Annotated in this window: 18 protein-coding genes; 10 read left to right on the forward strand and 8 right to left on the reverse strand. The window is 43.8% G+C overall.

The features are described from left to right. The first annotated feature begins 49 nt into the window (after window positions 1-49). Window positions 50-889, forward strand: a complete 840-nt coding sequence (locus LD028_RS13245; RefSeq protein WP_237811185.1) for a DnaD domain protein — start codon at window positions 50-52, stop codon at window positions 887-889. On the opposite strand, the gene LD028_RS13250 is transcribed toward LD028_RS13245, so the two are convergent. From LD028_RS13250 to LD028_RS13265, 4 genes are all read right to left on the reverse strand, one after another. Beyond that, window positions 886-2,229, reverse strand: a complete 1,344-nt coding sequence (locus tag LD028_RS13250) for a (Fe-S)-binding protein (protein ID WP_237811184.1) — start codon at window positions 2,227-2,229, stop codon at window positions 886-888. The genes LD028_RS13245 and LD028_RS13250 overlap by 4 nt on opposite strands. Next, window positions 2,226-3,638, reverse strand: coding sequence for a glycolate oxidase subunit GlcD (gene glcD / locus LD028_RS13255; RefSeq protein ID WP_237811210.1), 1,413 nt, complete (start codon window positions 3,636-3,638; stop codon window positions 2,226-2,228). The genes LD028_RS13250 and glcD overlap by 4 nt, the downstream gene beginning before the upstream one ends. Window positions 3,639-3,733: 95 nt before the next feature. Next, a complete protein-coding gene (locus LD028_RS13260) occupies window positions 3,734-4,837 on the reverse strand; it encodes a CdaR family transcriptional regulator (protein ID WP_237811183.1) in 1,104 nt (367 codons plus the stop codon). A 74-nt stretch (window positions 4,838-4,911) separates the two neighbouring features. Continuing rightward, window positions 4,912-6,678: a methyl-accepting chemotaxis protein gene (locus LD028_RS13265; protein ID WP_237811182.1), complete on the reverse strand. Its 1,767-nt coding sequence runs from the start codon at window positions 6,676-6,678 to the stop codon at window positions 4,912-4,914. A 73-nt stretch (window positions 6,679-6,751) separates the two neighbouring features. On the opposite strand from LD028_RS13265, the gene pgmB reads away from it, so the two are divergent. Both pgmB and LD028_RS13275 read left to right on the forward strand, forming a co-directional pair. Continuing rightward, window positions 6,752-7,399 carry a beta-phosphoglucomutase gene (pgmB, locus tag LD028_RS13270; protein ID WP_237811209.1) on the forward strand — a complete coding sequence of 216 codons (648 nt, stop codon included), beginning with the start codon at window positions 6,752-6,754 and terminating at the stop codon, window positions 7,397-7,399. A gap of 45 nt (window positions 7,400-7,444) precedes the next feature. Next, on the forward strand, window positions 7,445-8,260 hold the full coding sequence (locus LD028_RS13275) for a carbohydrate ABC transporter permease (RefSeq protein ID WP_237811181.1): 816 nt from the start codon (window positions 7,445-7,447) through the stop codon (window positions 8,258-8,260). On the opposite strand, the gene LD028_RS13280 is transcribed toward LD028_RS13275, so the two are convergent. Together LD028_RS13280 and LD028_RS13285 are read right to left on the reverse strand one after the other, a co-directional pair. After that, complete coding sequence (locus LD028_RS13280; RefSeq protein ID WP_158310583.1) at window positions 8,240-8,377, reverse strand: hypothetical protein; 138 nt, start codon at window positions 8,375-8,377, stop codon at window positions 8,240-8,242. The two genes, LD028_RS13275 and LD028_RS13280, sit on opposite strands and share 21 nt — an antisense overlap. A gap of 58 nt (window positions 8,378-8,435) precedes the next feature. Further along, window positions 8,436-8,777: a DUF3905 domain-containing protein gene (locus LD028_RS13285; protein WP_237811180.1), complete on the reverse strand. Its 342-nt coding sequence runs from the start codon at window positions 8,775-8,777 to the stop codon at window positions 8,436-8,438. An 83-nt stretch (window positions 8,778-8,860) separates the two neighbouring features. Here LD028_RS13285 and LD028_RS13290 point away from each other — a divergent pair, with 83 nt between their 5' ends. The 4 genes from LD028_RS13290 (at window position 8,861) to LD028_RS13305 (ending at window position 10,485) form a co-directional block, all read left to right on the forward strand. Further along, window positions 8,861-9,001: a hypothetical protein gene (locus tag LD028_RS13290; RefSeq protein ID WP_237811179.1), complete on the forward strand. Its 141-nt coding sequence runs from the start codon at window positions 8,861-8,863 to the stop codon at window positions 8,999-9,001. Beyond that, the gene (locus LD028_RS13295) at window positions 8,998-9,153 is read left to right on the forward strand and encodes a hypothetical protein (RefSeq protein WP_012575564.1); all 156 of its coding nucleotides are present in this window, start codon (window positions 8,998-9,000) and stop codon (window positions 9,151-9,153) included. The genes LD028_RS13290 and LD028_RS13295 overlap by 4 nt, the downstream gene beginning before the upstream one ends. Then, window positions 9,150-9,290, forward strand: a complete 141-nt coding sequence (locus LD028_RS13300) for a hypothetical protein (RefSeq protein ID WP_237811178.1) — start codon at window positions 9,150-9,152, stop codon at window positions 9,288-9,290. The genes LD028_RS13295 and LD028_RS13300 overlap by 4 nt, the downstream gene beginning before the upstream one ends. Before the next feature lie 361 nt (window positions 9,291-9,651). Further along, entirely contained in the window at window positions 9,652-10,485 is an 834-nt protein-coding gene (locus LD028_RS13305) for a hypothetical protein (protein ID WP_237811177.1), read from the forward strand. Between the two features lie 82 nt (window positions 10,486-10,567). Here LD028_RS13305 and LD028_RS13310 read toward each other — a convergent pair whose 3' ends face one another. After that, window positions 10,568-12,310 carry a B12-binding domain-containing radical SAM protein gene (locus LD028_RS13310; protein WP_237811176.1) on the reverse strand — a complete coding sequence of 581 codons (1,743 nt, stop codon included), beginning with the start codon at window positions 12,308-12,310 and terminating at the stop codon, window positions 10,568-10,570. 98 nt (window positions 12,311-12,408) lie between these two features. Beyond that, on the reverse strand, window positions 12,409-14,178 hold the full coding sequence (locus tag LD028_RS13315) for an L-lactate permease (RefSeq protein ID WP_237811175.1): 1,770 nt from the start codon (window positions 14,176-14,178) through the stop codon (window positions 12,409-12,411). Window positions 14,179-14,485: 307 nt separating this feature from the next. Between LD028_RS13315 and LD028_RS13320 the strand changes: the two genes are divergently transcribed. From LD028_RS13320 to LD028_RS13330, 3 genes are all read left to right on the forward strand, one after another. Next, entirely contained in the window at window positions 14,486-15,703 is a 1,218-nt protein-coding gene (locus tag LD028_RS13320; protein WP_237811174.1) for an RNA-guided endonuclease InsQ/TnpB family protein, read from the forward strand. Between the two features lie 106 nt (window positions 15,704-15,809). Continuing rightward, window positions 15,810-16,529: a FadR/GntR family transcriptional regulator gene (locus LD028_RS13325; protein ID WP_309240389.1), complete on the forward strand. Its 720-nt coding sequence runs from the start codon at window positions 15,810-15,812 to the stop codon at window positions 16,527-16,529. A 104-nt stretch (window positions 16,530-16,633) separates the two neighbouring features. Then, window positions 16,634-17,350 carry a (Fe-S)-binding protein gene (locus LD028_RS13330; protein ID WP_237811173.1) on the forward strand — a complete coding sequence of 239 codons (717 nt, stop codon included), beginning with the start codon at window positions 16,634-16,636 and terminating at the stop codon, window positions 17,348-17,350. Window positions 17,351-17,354: the final 4 nt, after the last annotated feature.

A 17,354-nucleotide genomic window follows, 5' to 3' on the forward strand; every position in this document is an offset into this window, starting at 1 on the left:
TAACCAACGATCGCGCATCAAGCGATAGTTGGATATAGGAGGGATGGAAATGAAATGGCTAGTCGATGATGATCCGTTGTTCGTATTGCCGACGGTGGCGGTAAAGCTCGGATTGAATGAAAGTATTTTTTTACAACAGCTTCATTATTGGCTCACGAAAAGTACGCATACGTACGATGGATATACGTGGGTATATAATACGTACGAAGGATGGCAAAAACAGTTTCCGTTTTGGTCAGAAAGCACGATTCGGCGCACGATCGTCCGGCTTGAGAAAAAAGGGATCGTTGTGTCAAGGTATCGTTCGAAACTGGATAAAACGAAATGGTATCGCATTGACTACGATGTGCTTGCCGAAGTGCTTGACACAAACGTTGTACATGACGAGCAAGTGACGGAAGATGGCGAGAACATGTGTATCGAAAAAACGAACGGTCAACATGACGAGCGGACGATGCAACATGACGCATCGCACGCGTCAACTTGCCAAGACGGACAGCGCAATATGAACAGACAAACAAATATAACGACAGATGATACATTACAAAACATAATACAATTTTATGAACAAAACGGTTTTGGGACGATCAGTAGCTATGTCGGTGAACAGATGGCGCTATGGATCAACGAAACGTCAGCGGAATGGGTGCTCGAAGCGTTAACGATCACGTTAAAAAACGGAGTGAAAACGTGGAAGTATGCCGAGGGAATTTTGCGCAATTGGAAGAAGCATGGTCGCATAAAAAAAGAAAAACGAGCGGTGCGAACGGAATTGATTCCAGAGTGGTTACATATCGATTATTCACAATATGAACGAAAAGCTTGCAGTGAAGCCGAGCTCGAACAAAAAAGAAGGGCATTAGAAAAACGGCTAAGGGCTGCCCCTTAGCCTGTTCGTTTCACCTGATCGGTCGCTTCTTTTGTCGCTTCTACAGCTTCTACAAGCAATTCAACGAGATGGACGGCGCGTACGTTTGTGAGTCCTTCCCGTTCAATGCCGAGCTTCATTTGTAGTAAACAGCCGGGATTGGCGGTTACAATCGTCGTCGCTTTCGTTTGTTTTACTTGTTCCATTTTGTAGTCGAGCACTTGCATCGACATATCCGGTTCGATGATGTTATAAATGCCTGCAGACCCACAACACCGGTCGGCATCTTTCATTTCACGAAATTCGACGCCTGCAATCGACTGAAGCAATAGGCGTGGTTCTTTTGCGGTTTTCATGACGTTGCGCAAATGGCATGAATCTTGATACGTCACCGTTTGGTTTGGCAAGCGCCATCCTTGCTTATGAAAGCCGAGTTCCACTAAAATGACGGACACGTCTTTTATTTTTGCGACAAACGCTTTCGCACGATCCGCCCAAACAGGATCGTCTTTTAACAAATGGTCGTATTCGATTAAAAAGGCGCCGCACCCGCCAGCGTTTGTAATGATGTAATCGACATCGAGTGTTTCAAACGCTTCGATGTTGCGTTTCGCTAACGTTTTTGCGTCCGCTTTTTCACCGCTATGTCCATGAAGCGCACCGCAACACGTTTGCGTTTTAGGAATGACGATGTCGCAACCAACAAGCGGCAACAGTTTCATCGTCGCATCGTTTATGTCCATAAACATCGTATCCATTAAACAACCGCGGAAAAAAGCGACGCGCCGCTTGCGTGGAGCGAGCGCTTCAACGTGCGACGGACGTTCGTTCATTTGTTTCCACGTTGGCACGTTCGGTAGCACGTTTTCCATCATCGCTAAATGGTTCGGTAATACGCGCAATAGCCCAAGTTTACGAGCGAGCGCTTGCAATCCTGAACGTTGATAAAAGCCGATAAGTGCCGTCAACATACGCATCCGTTTTGGATGTGGAAACAGTTGTTTAAATACAAGATGGCGAATGAAACGGACGATCGGTGAATACGTTTTATGTTGCGCAATAATGTCGTGCGCTTCTTCAAGCAAATGACCGTAGCGCACGCCAGAAGGACAAACTGGTTCGCATGCGCGGCAGCCAAGGCATAGTTGAAGGGAACGTTCGACATCTTCGTCCGGTTCAATAAGTCCATCAACGACTGCTTTCATTAATGCGATGCGTCCGCGCGGCGAGTGCGATTCTTGAAAGCCGGATTCAATATACGTCGGGCATGTCGGTAAACAAAAACCGCACCGCATACAGTTTAATAGCTCGTCTTCATTTATGCGCGCTTGAAATTGTTTTGCGAGCTGTTTGTTTTTCATCGTGTTATCACCACCCGTTTGCGCGTGCTTTTGGCGAACACTTTTCCCGGATTCATAATGTTGTTCGGATCCAGCGCTTGTTTAATCGCCTTCATCGCAGCGATTCCTTCTTTGCCGAGCTTCCATTCTACATATGGGGCTTTCATGACACCGACGCCATGTTCGCCTGTAATCGTGCCGCCAAGCTCAATCGCTTTGGCGAATATGTCTTCAAACGCTTGCTCGACACGATGCAGTTCGTCTTTGTCGCGCACATCAGTCGGACATGTCGGATGAAGATTGCCGTCTCCTGCATGCCCGAACGTGCAAATGGTCACGTTATACTTTTTCGCAATGTCGTTAATCGCTTTTACCATATTCGCAATTTGCGAACGCGGAACGGTTGCGTCTTCTAAAATCGTCGTCGGTTTTAAACGAGCGAGTGCTGATAGTGCCGAACGTCTCGCTGTGCGCAAGTTGTTCGCTTCTTCTTCTGTTTTGGCTACTTGGACGGAAATGGCATGTTGCTCTTGACAAATGCGCGCCATCGCTTTCATATCTCGCTCAACGACTTCTTTCGGTCCATCTTGTTCGATCAGCAATACCGCTTGAACGTCTGTCGGCAAGCCGATGTTGACGAACGATTCGACGACTTGTAACGTCGGTTGATCTAAAAATTCAAGCGTCGTCGGGATGATTTTATTGGCGATAATCGTTGAAACGGAACGGGCGGCTGCTTCTAAATCTTCATAAAGCGCGAGCATCGTTTGTTTCGTCTCCGGCATCGGAATAAGTTTTAACGTCGCTTCTGTAATGATCCCAAGCGTGCCTTCCGAACCGACAAACAGGCGCGTTAAGTCGTAGCCGGCGACGTCTTTGGCGAGCTTTCCGCCTGTGCGAATGATGTCGCCGTTGGCGAGCACAACTTCAAGCCCCATGACGTAGTCGCGCGTCACTCCGTATTTTAAACCGCGCAAACCACCGGAATTTTCATTAATGTTTCCTCCGATCGTTGAAATTTTCATCGAGCTTGGATCAGGGGGATAAAACAGTCCTTTTGCTTCGACGGCATGAATAAGGTCAAGCGTAATAACACCCGGCTGAACGGTAACCGTTAAGTTTTCTTCATCGATTTCTAATATGCGATTCATATGTTTAAACAACATGACGATGCCGCCTTCGGTTGGGCATGTGCCTGCACAAAGATTTGTGCCCGAACCGCGCGGAACGATCGGAATGCGTTCGTTGTTGCAAATTTTTACAATTTCACTCACTTCATTTGTGTTGCGCGGAGCGATGACCGCATCAGGAAGCGATTGAAAGTTTGGTGTGGCGTCATAGGAATAAACGAGCCGTCCGGCTTTCGAATCATCGTAGTTTTCTGCACCGACGATGTCAATGAGCTGTCGTTTCACTTGTTCGGTGATCATATCATCCACCTTCTTTCTCCCATTTTTACTATAAGCATAAAAAAAAGCGGGAAAACCCGCTATGGATGAATATATAAAAATAAAACGTTTACATCTTATTTTTTTGTTGTTTCATCTAAAAAACGAATAGCTAAATATAAAGTGACGACATGTTCGATATTGCGCACGTTTAAATTTGTATATTCTTGTACTTTTTTTAGCCGATAATGAAGCGTATTAATATGAATGTGAAGCGATTCGGCTGTTTGTTTGAGCGATAAGTGGTTGGCGAAAAATGTGCGCAACGTATGAAGTAGTTCTTTGTCATGGATGAACGGCGCAATCGTTCGTTTGATAAGTTCTTGTTTTGTCGCAAGCGAAATGTTTTCTAAACACATGTCCAATCGTAAATCTTCATCGAAAACGATGTCGCCTGTTTGTTTGGCGATATGAAGCGCGCGTTCGGCTTGTTTATACGAATGGTACGCCTGTTTACTATCTCCCATTTTTCCGCATCCGATATGAAGTGTAATACCATATTTTTCTAATAGTGCACGTTGCATCGTTTTTATTTTAGTGATCGTTCGTTCTTTGTCGTCGTCTGTTTGTAAAATCAGTAAGCGATCGTTTCCCCAACGGACGATGACGTCACGTTCATCGTTCCAAACGGTTCGAACGTATTTCCATATGTCGACAGAAAGCGTTTGTTTTTTCTCATCTAACGAAGCGATGATGGCGCGCCGTTTCGCATACAAGTCAATATGAAACAGTTGGGCGCGTTCGTAAAACGATGGCGACCATTCGCGCGCTTGCAGCCATTCAAACACGAACGTTTCAAGCGTCCGCGCTTCGAGTTGAAGTTGTTCGATGTAATAGTTTTCCTGAATAAGAAGCTCGGTCATTTTTTTTAATAGTTCTCCATAAGGTGACACCTTTTTCGGGTCGCCTGTAATGCCGATGACGCCAATCACATCGCCGTGAAAAAAGATCGGCAAGTTGATGCCCGCTTTTACGCCTCGTAATACGTTTTCATCTTCTTTTGTAATAATCCGTGTTTTCTTTTCTTGGCAAACGAGAAACGCTCCTTCATGAAATTGACCGAGGCGCGTCGTATCGGTGCTTGCGATAATAATGCCGTTTGTCGCGACGATAATAATGTCTTCATCAATGAGGCGTCGGACGTCGGATACAATTTTTTTCGCAAGGTGAGGGGAGAACATCCATTCACTTCCTTTCGTAGCAAGGTGAAAAAAGAAACCGTCCTTTCACTTGAAAAGAAGGACGGTTGTCCGAGTTACATGTGAAAACGTGCCACCGCTTGACGAAGCTGTTCGGCAGTGCTTGCGAGTTCTTGCGAAGAAGCGAGCAACTCTTGCATCGTTGCGTTTTGTTCTTCCGTCGTTGCGGCCACTTGTTCAATGTTGCTTGCCGATTGCGATGAAATGTCAATAATTTGATCGGCAAATGCGGTCATTGTTTTTACTTTTTCGTCAACGGCGCGAATCGTATCGTGCACTGTATCGCTTTCTGCTTGAACGCGCGCCATATCGGTCGAAATGGAATGGAAAATATGTCCGACTTGTTCGACGAGCGAATGACCTGTTTGGAACGATTCACTGCTTTCATTCATCACATGTACAGCGTGCGCCGTTTGCGTTTGCGACTGCTCAGCAAGGGTGCGAATGTTGCCGGCCGCATGCGCCGTTTGTTCAGCCAGTTTACGCACTTCTTCAGCGACGACGCCAAATCCTTTTCCGTGTTCGCCTGCTCGGGCGGCTTCAATTGCCGCGTTTAACGCAAGCAAGTTTGTTTGATCGGAAATGCTCGTAATAAAGCCGACGATTTGATGAATTTCTTTTGATTTATCGTTTAGCGATTCAATGACAGTAGCGAGTCGCTCAATTTGTTCGCGAATGAGCTTCATTTGTGCAACCGTTTGCTCTACTAGTGCCGTTCCTTCGTTAACGCGTTTCGTTGCTTCGTTTGTTCGTTTCGTCGTTTCAGATACTTTCGTCATAACAGTCGTTAGCGCATCAGACACGTCGTGCACCGCTTCATTTGTTTGTTTCGATACATTCACTTGCTCATCTGCACCAGAGGCAACTTCGAGAATGGCTTGTGTAATTTGTTCGTTCGCTTCCGTCGTTGCTTCTGCGTTTTGTCGCAACGTTTGTGACATGTCGTTGACGTATGTTGCCGCCGCTTGAATTTGAGCGATCGATTGTTCCAATCCATCCGCTAATTCATTCATCGCTTGAGCAATTTGTCCGACTTCGTCATTTTTCGTATCGGTCAATCGTTCGACGCGCAAATTGCCGCGCGCAAGTTCATGACAAACATGGACGACGTCGTGTAATCGTTTGCTTATTTTTCGGCTGACGACGATTAAAGAGATGACCGATAAAACGATCGCTACAACGACGGTGATGATCATCATGAAAATGTTTTTCGCAATCGTGTCGTTCATTTGCGCCGTCAGCGTGTTTCTGTCATCCATGACGATTTTTCTTAGTAGGTCAAGCTTTTCAATGCTCATATCGCGAATTGTTGCGGCTTTATTTTGGAAGCTAATGACTTGGAAAATATCAATTTGTTCGCCGCGATCGCGATATGACAATACTGCAGGTTGAATCGTTTTATACAGCAGTTCGTTTAGTTGATTTTCAATCGAGATGGTTGAGTTGTAAATCGTTTTTGCCTCCTCTGTTTGCATGTGCGGTTTTAGCTGTTTTATTTTCTTATTGAATTGATCTGTTAAATCGTTGTAGTGCCAAAGCGTCTCTGGACGCGGATTTGTCATATAGTCAGTAATGACGATATATTTTTGTTTAAATAACGAACCGAGGTCGGTAATTAAAATGGCTTGGTCGCTTTTTTGTTCCACTTGTTTGACGACGTTCGTTAAGTTATTGACGAGTAAAAAAACAAAAATGAAAACGCTGACAAATAAAAGTGTAGCAAAGCTGAAAACGATCCCATATTTTTTCCCGATCGTCATCGCTTTGGTCGTTTTAGTTGTTTTCTTTTTTTTCTGAAAACGATTTGTCCATCGTCCTTTCATCATGAAGCCTCCTTTGCTTTTTTCTCATTATAGCACGACCGCTAGAGAGGAAGGGAGAGTATTTTTGGACAAAATGCCACGAATTTTGTCACAAATTTTTTATTGCAATCGGTTTCAAGTTATCGCATGGAAACAGCTTGCAGAACAATTAGGCATTACGTTTGATCGCGCGTTTAACGAGCAATTAAAAGGGGTGAGCCGCATGGAGTCGCTTGAGCGCATTTTAGCGCTCGGCGGCCAAGCGGATCGCTATACAACAGCGGAAAAAGAGGCGCTGGCGCATAAAAAAAATGAGCATTACAAACAGCTCATTGCGTGCATGACGCCAAGCGATTTACTTCCCGGCATGCTCGATTTATTGCGCGAGTTGAAGCGCAATCATATAAAAATCGGCTTAGCGTCCGCAAGTAAAAACGCGTTTACGGTTATCGAACGGCTCGGTATTCGGGAATATTTCGATACGATTGTCGATGCGGCAAAAGTACAAAACAGCAAGCCGCACCCAGAAATTTTCCTTACTGCCGCCGAGCAGTTACGTGTCGCTCCGTCGACGTGCGTTGGCGTAGAAGATGCGCAAGCAGGGGTGGCTGCCATTAAAGCAGCAAACATGGTTGCGATTGGTGTTGGCGACAAAGAAGCGTTAAAAGAAGCGGACTATATCGTCGAAACGACAGCCGATTTAACATACGATGCGATTGTACGTGCTTTTCATCGGGAATAAGGGAGCTCGTCTCCCTTCCATATACTATATTAAGGGGGGAAGGACATGCGATTTGGCAAAGCGTTGTTATATACGATTCTCGTGTTATATGCAATTGTGACGATGATTCCGTTTTTATGGGCGCTCTCGTCATCGTTTAAAACGCTTGAAGAAATTGTGAGCGGTTCGATCAGCTTTATTCCGAAAGACTTTACGCTTGATAATTATAAACAAATTTTTATTGAACAAGAGCTTTTCCCGCGTTGGTTTATGAATAGCGTCATTATTGCGGTGACGGTGACAATGTTGAATTTAATATTTAACTCGATGGCTGGTTATGCGCTTGCTCGTCTTCATTTCCGAGGAAAACAGACGATTTTTATGATCATTTTGGCGGTATTAATGATTCCAGCGCAAGTGACGATGATTCCGAACTATTTAATTTTAAAACAGCTCGGTTGGTTGAACTCGTATCAAGGGATGATTGTCCCAGCGATGATTAATGCGACGTTCATTTTTATGATGCGCCAATTTTTCATCAACTTCCCGAAAGAGTTAGAAGAAGCGGCCGCGTTAGACGGATTAAGCCGCATCGGCACGTTTTTCCGCATCGTGTTGCCGCTCGCTCGCCCAGCGCTCGCCGCGCAAGCTATTTTCGTCTTTATGGGCTCATGGAACGACTTTATGCGTCCGCTTATCATTTTGTCTGATCCGCAACTGTTCACGTTGCCGCTTGGATTAAATAGCTTTAAAGGACAATACATTAGCTATTGGAACTACATTATGGCAGCGTCGATGGTATTTACCATGCCTGTGTTAGTCATTTATGCATTTTTCAACCGTTATTTCATTAAAGGCATTTCATTTACAGGGGGAAAATGATCCCCCTTGTTTCATTTCTTCTAGCTCACGGTATTCGCTTATAAATAAAAGAATATATCCCGTCACAATAATCCCGACACCAATCACTTTCATGAGTTGAATCCATTCGCGGTCCATATACGCCACCTCGTCATGTATTGCTCCTTCAATGTATGACGAAAACGGGGCGAATGTGTCAATCCGCCCCGTATCCGACGTCTTTATCTGGATGGGTAAACGGTGCTAGTTCGCTCCGTTTTTCTTCGAGTAAGGCGCGGTTTTCGGGGGTATTCCAACCGATGTCGTTTGTTGGGTGCACCCATTCATCACCCGCCATTACACTCGGATCGGTTTCATCGCTCCATTCATGAAGTGGGGAGTTTGGCGAATTGTATTTACTATCGCCAATGACGACCCCATACCGATTGACAAATGGTGGTTTCATCTCGATGCCCGTTCCTTTAAATGACGGGGCGTGAATTTGATGCGGTTGCGTCTCATCGAAAATGGGCGATTCGATTTCTTTTTCTTTTTCCATGATGATCACCTCATCATTAATGTGGCTAAATGGCGTATAAAATATGTTCATTTGCGTGACATTACTTGTGAGGGGGGATTCATATGCATTTTCCAATTGCACAATTGCATGAACGCGACGTTGCCGAAGTACAACAATTTGAGCGGAAGCTTCGTGAACAAACGGGCGAAGACATTATACTTATTGCGTACAAAAAAGAACATGCGAGAGGTGAACGATCATGAAGCGCAAAGTGACACACGATGCCGCAAAAACGAACAACCAAACGCCGACAGAAAGCATGCCAAAAGACGAATTTGAAGCGCAATACGCTGGCGGAGAAGATATGAGTCGCGGCGCAAACCGAAATTCGAAAAAAGGACGGCAAGGAACATGAAAAACAAACAAGCAGGCAAAACAATTCCGATTCCAAGCGACATATTGAAGGAAGAATTCGGTCAAGAACAAGGCGACGTCAATGCGTATAAAGTGATGGAGTTAATGGAAGAGGCGAAAAAAGGAAAAGAAAAATGAGTAAAGTATATTTATGAAATAATTGCATAGTACAAAGTGTAGGCTACACAGGTTCGGACTATGTGGCTATAGAGAAAGGGCTGCTTACGTATATACGAAAGCAGCCCAATTTGTTACGTTTTTTACTTTTTTAAAAATAAATACAATAATAGTAATGGCTCTTTACCAAAAGTCGTACTTGAGATTTACTCTCACATTGGATGGTAGTTAGTACGTCGACGGCTTTTCACGCGGAATCCCGAGTTACTCACCGCCTATATTCAATATCACGCGGAGCCCCGAGGGATATTGATGTACTTTCATATTATAATACGACTTAGGCAAAAGTCAACTTCCAGTTGTTAAGGAACGGTGTTAATTAATGGGTAAGGAAAAGATCATGATATTTTTTGATGAGAGCGGCAAAAGGAGTGTCAAACCTAATTTAATGGGTGGTCTATCTATTCCGTATGAAATATACTATCAAGACGATTTTCAATTATTAACTCAAAAATTGAGAGATGGATTGATTAAGTTACATTTTAAGAGCTATTATGGCGATTCGAATGAAAGGGATAATTTTATTCGTGTTGGCGAGACTTTAGCAAAGTATTCTGAGTTCATCAAAATGATTGTCATTAATTATGATTATTCTGCTCTTGTTGGTACCACTGAATTAGGAAAAGATGTGGTTGAAGATATGATTTACACGAAGTTTCCTGAAAGAATTCTGTATGGTTTACTAAGAGGATACGGTAAGAACATTGACATAGAAGCAGAAGTGTTAATCGAAAAAGCTAATGAGTACGAAAATCTTAATCTTTTCCAACTTAAAGACAAATACGAACATGATGTTGCATTGAATTTAGATGGTTTAGTAAAGGATTTGTTAAATATTCAAGCGCTTTATAGAGGGGAAAATTACGTGATTAATAATTGTAAACTAGTTCCCAAGGGTGAAGAAATCGGCGTAGAAATGACTGACATGATGTTGGGGATTGTGAGAACAATTATAGAAAACAAGCCATCAACTACCTTAAAATATACTGCCAAAAATAAATTAACGATGCACTTATTACGGAATCGAGAGTTTTGTTCTTTAATACAAAATATAAGATATTTTGAATGGGATCAATCCAAAGAATTACCAGAAATAAGTTTAACGAGTTACTTGCAGCTATTCATGGCTAGACATTTTAATGAAACAATAAACTGAGTACCACCAAAGTGGGTGGTATCAGAATGTTGACAGGTTCCATCATGAGGAACCTGTCTTTTTTCTCCCACAAACATTTTACTCATACGTGACTGACTTGTTGTTCCATTTCCAAAAAATACGTCTCTGCTTTCATCGTCGTTTGGTTGAAGTATACGATCATCGCCATATGGCAATGGCGAATGTGTTTCGTTTGTAAATAATGCGGCAAGTCGAACGGGATCAGTTCAACGACCGTATGTTTAAATAGTTCTTTTTCGCTTAGTGAAAGAAGGTGCGGTTGTTCGGACAGTTTTTCATATACGCGCGCGCGTACATGTTTGTCCGTTTTGTCGTCCCACCACGGTTTGCGCGGTTTTTGTTTTTGATTGCGCAAATAGTCGTATTTCATCAACGCTTCGACAATTGGCAAGTTGGGCATGTTTGTCGTTTGTAAAAACGAATAGAGGCGGCGGAATAAATCTTCAAGCTGATGTCCGATGCGCGCCCAACCTTGTTCATCCCAATACGTCCCAAACGACTGGAAAAAGTCAAACGGCGTGTCAAATAGATGGGTGACGATATATTCGATCGTCTCGTCCATGCGATGATCGTTCCAATATTTTTCAAGCACATCTTCGACTTGTTTTAAGCGAATGATGTCATGAAACGACAGCACATTGTTCTGCAAAATTTCATACGGCGCGCGGTCCATAAAGACGTAGCCGTATTCGTTTGCCTTGTGACGAAGCCCTGTGCCGCGCAACATTTTTAAAAAGCCGAGCTGCAATTCTTCAGGACGAAGGGCAAATACGTCGTTAAACGTTTTGCGAAACGATGTGTAATCTTCTTCCGGAAGCCCGGCGATTAAATCGAGATGTTGCGCGATTTTTCCGCCTTGTTTCACCATCGTGACGGTGCGGGTGAGCTTTTCAAAATTTTGTTTCCGCATGACGAGTTTATTCACTTCATCGTTTGTCGATTGCACCCCAATTTCAAAACGGAATAGCCCTGGCGGCGCTTCTTTATTTAAAAATTCAATGACTTCTGGGCGCATAATGTCGGCCGTAATTTCAAATTGGAACACGACGCCCGGCACGTGCTCGTCAATTAAAAATTGGAACATATCCATCGCATAGCTACGGCTAATGTTAAACGTGCGATCGACAAATTTAATGACTTTCGCTCCGTGTTTCATTAAATAACGTAAATCTTCCTTTATTTTTTCACGATCAAAGTAGCGAACGCCGACTTCAATCGACGATAAACAAAATTGGCAACTAAACGGACAGCCGCGGCTCGTCTCGACGTATGTGACGCGTTTTGATAAATGCGGGATATCTTCTGGAAAGCGAAACGGCGACGGCATGCTCGCTAAGTTGATTTTATTTCGTTGCGGGTTAATGACCGCTTTGCCGTCTTGATGAAATGCGAGTCCAGCGATGTTTGCGACATCGTCGCCATTTTGAAGCGCTGTCAGAAGCTGTTTAAACGTTTCTTCTCCTTCGCCGATGACGATATAATCAAACTCCGGCACGCGCTCAAGCCAATAAGCGACGTCATATGACACTTCTGGTCCACCGACGACGATTGTGACGGTCGGATGCACTTTTTTCAAAAGCTGAATAACTTCAATCGTCTGTTCGATGTTCCAAATGTAACAGCTAAACCCGACGACATCGGGTTTGCGGCGATATAAATCGGTGACGATGTTTAACACCGGGTCTTTAATTGTATATTCGACAAGCTCCACATGAAACTCCGGTTGGGCGTACGCTTTTAAATAGCGAATTGCTAAGTTCGTATGAATATATTTCGCATTCAACGTTGTACAGATGATATGCACGGCAAACGACTCCTTTACATGTAGGCTGCAACAAGTCATTATATCATATAAGAAAGGAAAGGAAAAAGGGTATCCTTTTTACAGGACACCCTTTTGTATTATGCTGAAATTTGGTTTTCGGCCCGTTTCGTTTTGCCGCGGTTTGACATCATAAACAAAATGAATGTGGCGACGACGACGGCATAAAGGACAAACCAAACGTTAAAACCGCCGACGATCAAGCCCATGCCGAGCATACCAGCCGCTAAAATGTAATACGTCATCGGAATGAGCGCTTTACGAATTAAGCTTCCTTCTTGACCGACAAGACCGACTGTGGCGGAAGCGGCAACGACGTTATGGACACAAATCATATTTCCAGCTGCGCCACCAACCGCTTGTAGCGCTACGACAACGGCAGCGCCTGACGCCGATAAACCGATGCTTTCTGCTGTACCGAATTGGAAAAGCGAGAACATCATGTTGCTAAATGTGTTACTTCCTGCAATAAACGCGCCGAGCGCACCGATGAGCGGCGCCACGATCGGCCATGAGGAACCAGCGATATGCGATACGCCTTCGGCTAAAACGAGCGGCATGCTCGCAAGCTCATCTGTTTTCGTATTAATGAAAATGTTGATCATCGGTACCGCGAAAATGAGTGCCGAACCTGCGCTTAATGCCGTTTTAAACGAATCGGTAAACGCTTTTTTGTAGCTTGAAGCGTCCATACGATGTAACACGTACGTGATAAGTGAAACGATTAAGAAAATCGTACCTGGCAAATAAAGTGGCGTTGATTTAATCGCAATGCCGGAGTTGAATAAGTTATCGATGAGAATGGTGACGCTTTCTCCTGTTAAAAACGCTTTCACTTCTGTTACGGTGCGCGTAATGACAAGTAAAATCGCCACTAAGACGTATGGGAACCAAGCGTTCAAAAGGGAAATGCGCTTTTTCCCTTGAGCGATGTTCGTTTGTTCATTGTTTAAACGCCCGATCCATTCTTGTTCCCAACGGTTGCGATGTTCGAAATCAAACGTATCTTTCGGCATAAATAGTCCGGCTTTTGCAGCTGGAACGACAATAATAAGACCAATGAGCGAACCGAGCAATGAAGGAAACTCCGGTCCAAGTACGTTCGCGATGATTGCATACGGAACGGTAAATGCAAAACCGGCAAGCATCGCAAACTTCCAGACGCGCAATCCTTCGCGGAACGAACGATTTTTGCCGAAAAAGCGCGTAAGCATCCCGACCATAATAAGCGGAATAAACGTTCCGACTATCGCGTGAATGAGGCCGACGTTGGCGGCAATTTGCAGTAAATAATCGGTAAACTCCATATCGCCAATTGCTTTCATGACCGCTTCTTGATTGGCAAGACCTGTGTTTACCCCAACGAGAATCGGTGTGCCGATCGCCCCAAATGAAACAGGTGTACTTTGAATAATAAGCGAAACTAATACAGCCGCCATCGCTGGAAAGCCGATTGCAACGAGAAGCGGAGCGGCGATTGCTGCTGGTGTTCCGAATCCTGCGGCCCCTTCAATAAACGAACCGAACAACCAGGCGATAATGATTGCTTGAATGCGACGGTCTGGCGAAATGTGAATGAATCCTTGGCGAATCGTTTCAATCGCGCCGCTTTCTTTTACTGTATTTAAAAGCAATACTGCTCCAAATACGATAAACATAATTTCGATGGCGGTTTTTATCCCGTTGACGCTAGCGGCAGCCACAACGTTCATTTTCGTCCCCCAAACGAACAAAGCGATCGCCGCGGTCACAACGAGCGCAACAGGCATCGCGCGGCTCGCGGGCCATTTCAGTATGACAAGAAACAAGAAAACTGTTAAAATTGGCAATAGTGCGATAAATGATAACATGTTCCTCCCCCTTTGTTTATATATGATGACGTAATTCCTTATCCCCTCGTCATAAGGTCATACAATCATCTGATGAGTATATCATAATGTAAGCGCAACCAATTTTCAATATGAATATTTAAAAATTTTTCACAGTTATTTTGTAGAAAAATATGGTTCTGTTTTTTTATTCAATCATAAAAATATATTAAAAATTTTGATAAAATACATTTGAGATCACACTTCTTTTGTGATTATCTTTACATCTTATTGCCTGGCTCTCTTATGAACATATATAGTAAAAGAGAAAGCGAGGTGAACAACGATCATGATGGCGAATCGAGTGGAAAGGCATATGATTTGCGCCACTCATCCGTATTATCCGATGCTCGATGAGTATTGTTTTCGGTCAAAAAATTTGTACAACTTCGCCAACTATCAAGTGAGGCAAACGTTTTTTCAACATGGCACGTATCTTTCTTACAACAAGCTAGACAAGCTGCTGAAAACAAAAGGGATGGATGCAGACTATCGAGCGATGCCAATGGCTCAATGTGCCCAACAAACGTTAAGAATGTTGCATCAAAATTGGCAATCATTTTTTAAGTCGATGAAAGATTGGGCAAAAAATAAAGACAAATATACAGGCAGACCGAAACTGCCCAAATATCTCAAAAAAGACGGACGATATGTACTTGTGCTAACAAATCAATCATGCAAAGTCGTCGATGAACAAATCACTTTTCCTGCCTGTTTCCAAGGTTTTCAACTAAAGACAAACATGAAAGGGAAGCTTCAACAAGTCCGATTTATTCCAAAACACCGCCATATCATCGTCGAAGTCGTTTACAACATTCCTATCCCAGCGCAAAAACAAGATCGCGACAGATACATCAGTATTGATTTAGGATTAGATAACTTCGCAACCATTGTGAACAACGTGGGCAAACAACCGATCGTGATCAATGGTAAAGGTCTAAAATCCGTTAATCAATACTACAACAAACAAATGAGCCACTACCGCAAAGTAGCGAAACAGATGAATGGACTCGATTGGACAAAACGAATGAGCAAAATGACAGAAAAACGAAATCGCATCGTGGAAAACTTTATGCACCAAGCGAGTGCCTTTGTCATGAAACATGCGTTGTCTTTAGACTGCGATACGATTGTGGTGGGGATGAATAAAGATTGGAAGCGTGAAGTCCATCTCGGAAAGCGTACGAATCAAGCATTCGTTCACATTCCGTATCAAACGTTTCTTCATCAGTTGCAGTACAAAGCCGAACAGCATGGGATTCGCATCATCGTGACAGAAGAAAGCTATACATCCAAATGCAGTTTTTTAGACATGGAAGAAATGAAGAAACAAAAGCAATACAAAGGAAAACGAATCAAGCGTGGGCTGTTTCAATCTGAAAACGGAACGCTTATCCACGCAGATGTCAATGGAGCATACAACATTATGAGAAAAGTATTCCCAAAGGCGTTCGCCAATGGGATAGCGGGTGTGGGGTTACACCCGATCCGAGTACATGTCGCTTAAACGACGTGGACGGATAAACAATTTTATTAAAATTTATGATTTTAATAAAATTGATAACCTGATATGATATTCTATTCATGTGGGGGAGCAAACAAGAGATGATGGGGTGGACAGAGTGTACAAACAAATTAAACCGAAAAAAATATATGAAGAAGTAGCGGAAGCGATTTTACATATGATTCAAACCGGACAGTTAAAACCGGGCGATAAACTCGATTCCGTTCAACAACTAGCTGAAAATTTCCAAGTTGGGCGCGCAGCTATTCGTGAAGCGTTAACTGCGCTTCGAGCGATGGGGCTTATTGAAATGAAACAAGGGGAAGGCACATACGTGCGTGAATTTGACCCAGCGATGTTATCGTTCCCGATTTCTGCCGCTATACTGATGAGCAAAGAAGACGTGGCCCATTTATTAGAAGTAAGAAAACTACTTGAAGTCGGTGCAGCAGGAGTGGCGGCAAGAAAGCGAACGGAAGAAGATTTGCGTGCGATGCAAAGCGCCCTTACGCAAATGCGCGAAGCGATTGGCGATGAAGAGCTTGGCGAAAAAGCCGACTTTTTATTTCATATGGCAATTGCGGCGGCAACGAAAAATCCGTTGTTAGTTAGCTTAATGAACAACGTATCTGGCATGATGATGGAGACGATGCGAGAAACGCGCCGCATTTGGCTGTTTGCCAAACAAGCGACGACAGAACAACTACTTGAAGACCATATCGCCATTTTTGAAGCGATTCGCGACCAAAACGTTGAACTCGCCCAAGAGCGAATGAAAGAACATTTAGGACATGTTGAAAAAGTGCTTGCTGACTACATATCTTTATAGTGGAGGTGCTCCCTCCGCCCTTAATCATCAGATGACCAGTTGACTAATTTGGCAATAAGATGTAAAGTGAAAAAAAGAAAACGTTTTCTTTAGGGGGATCGGGAATGAACGTCACATTATTTGTTACATGTTTAGTTGATTTATTTCACGTGAACGTCGGAAAGGCGACCGTTGAACTATTAGAACGGCTCGGCTGCACGATACATTTTCCAGAGGCGCAAACGTGCTGCGGACAGCCAGCGTACAATAGCGGCTATGTAAAAGAAGCGAAAGAAGCGATGAAACATATGATTCGCACGTTCGAACATGCTGAATATATCGTGACGCCATCCGGTTCGTGTGCCACGATGTTTAAAGAATATCCGCACATTTTTAAAGGCGATGGCGAATGGGAAGAGCGGGCGAAACGCGTTGCCGATAAAACATATGAACTGACGCAATTTATCGTTGATGTATTACAAGTCGGAGATGTCGGGGCGCAGTTAGAAGGAAAAGCGACGTACCATACGTCATGTCATATGACGCGCTTACTTGGCGTCAAAGATGCGCCGCTTACGCTTTTACAACACGTAAAAGGGCTTGAAGTTGTCCCTTTGCCGAACGCGCACAATTGCTGTGGATTTGGCGGTACGTTTTCTGTAAAAATGGGGCCGATTTCCGAACAGATGGTCGATGAAAAAATTCAATGTATTGAACAAGTCGAAGCCGACTATTTAATCGGTGCAGACTGTGGCTGTTTAATGAATATCGGTGGGCGCATCGAACGAAAAGGCAAACCGATTCGCGTCATGCACATTGCCGAAGTGCTCAATAGTAGATAGGGGG

The sequence above is a fragment of the Anoxybacillus sp. LAT27 genome, assembly GCF_022030075.1.
Classification (GTDB): Bacteria; Bacillota; Bacilli; order Bacillales; family Anoxybacillaceae; genus Anoxybacillus; species Anoxybacillus kestanbolensis.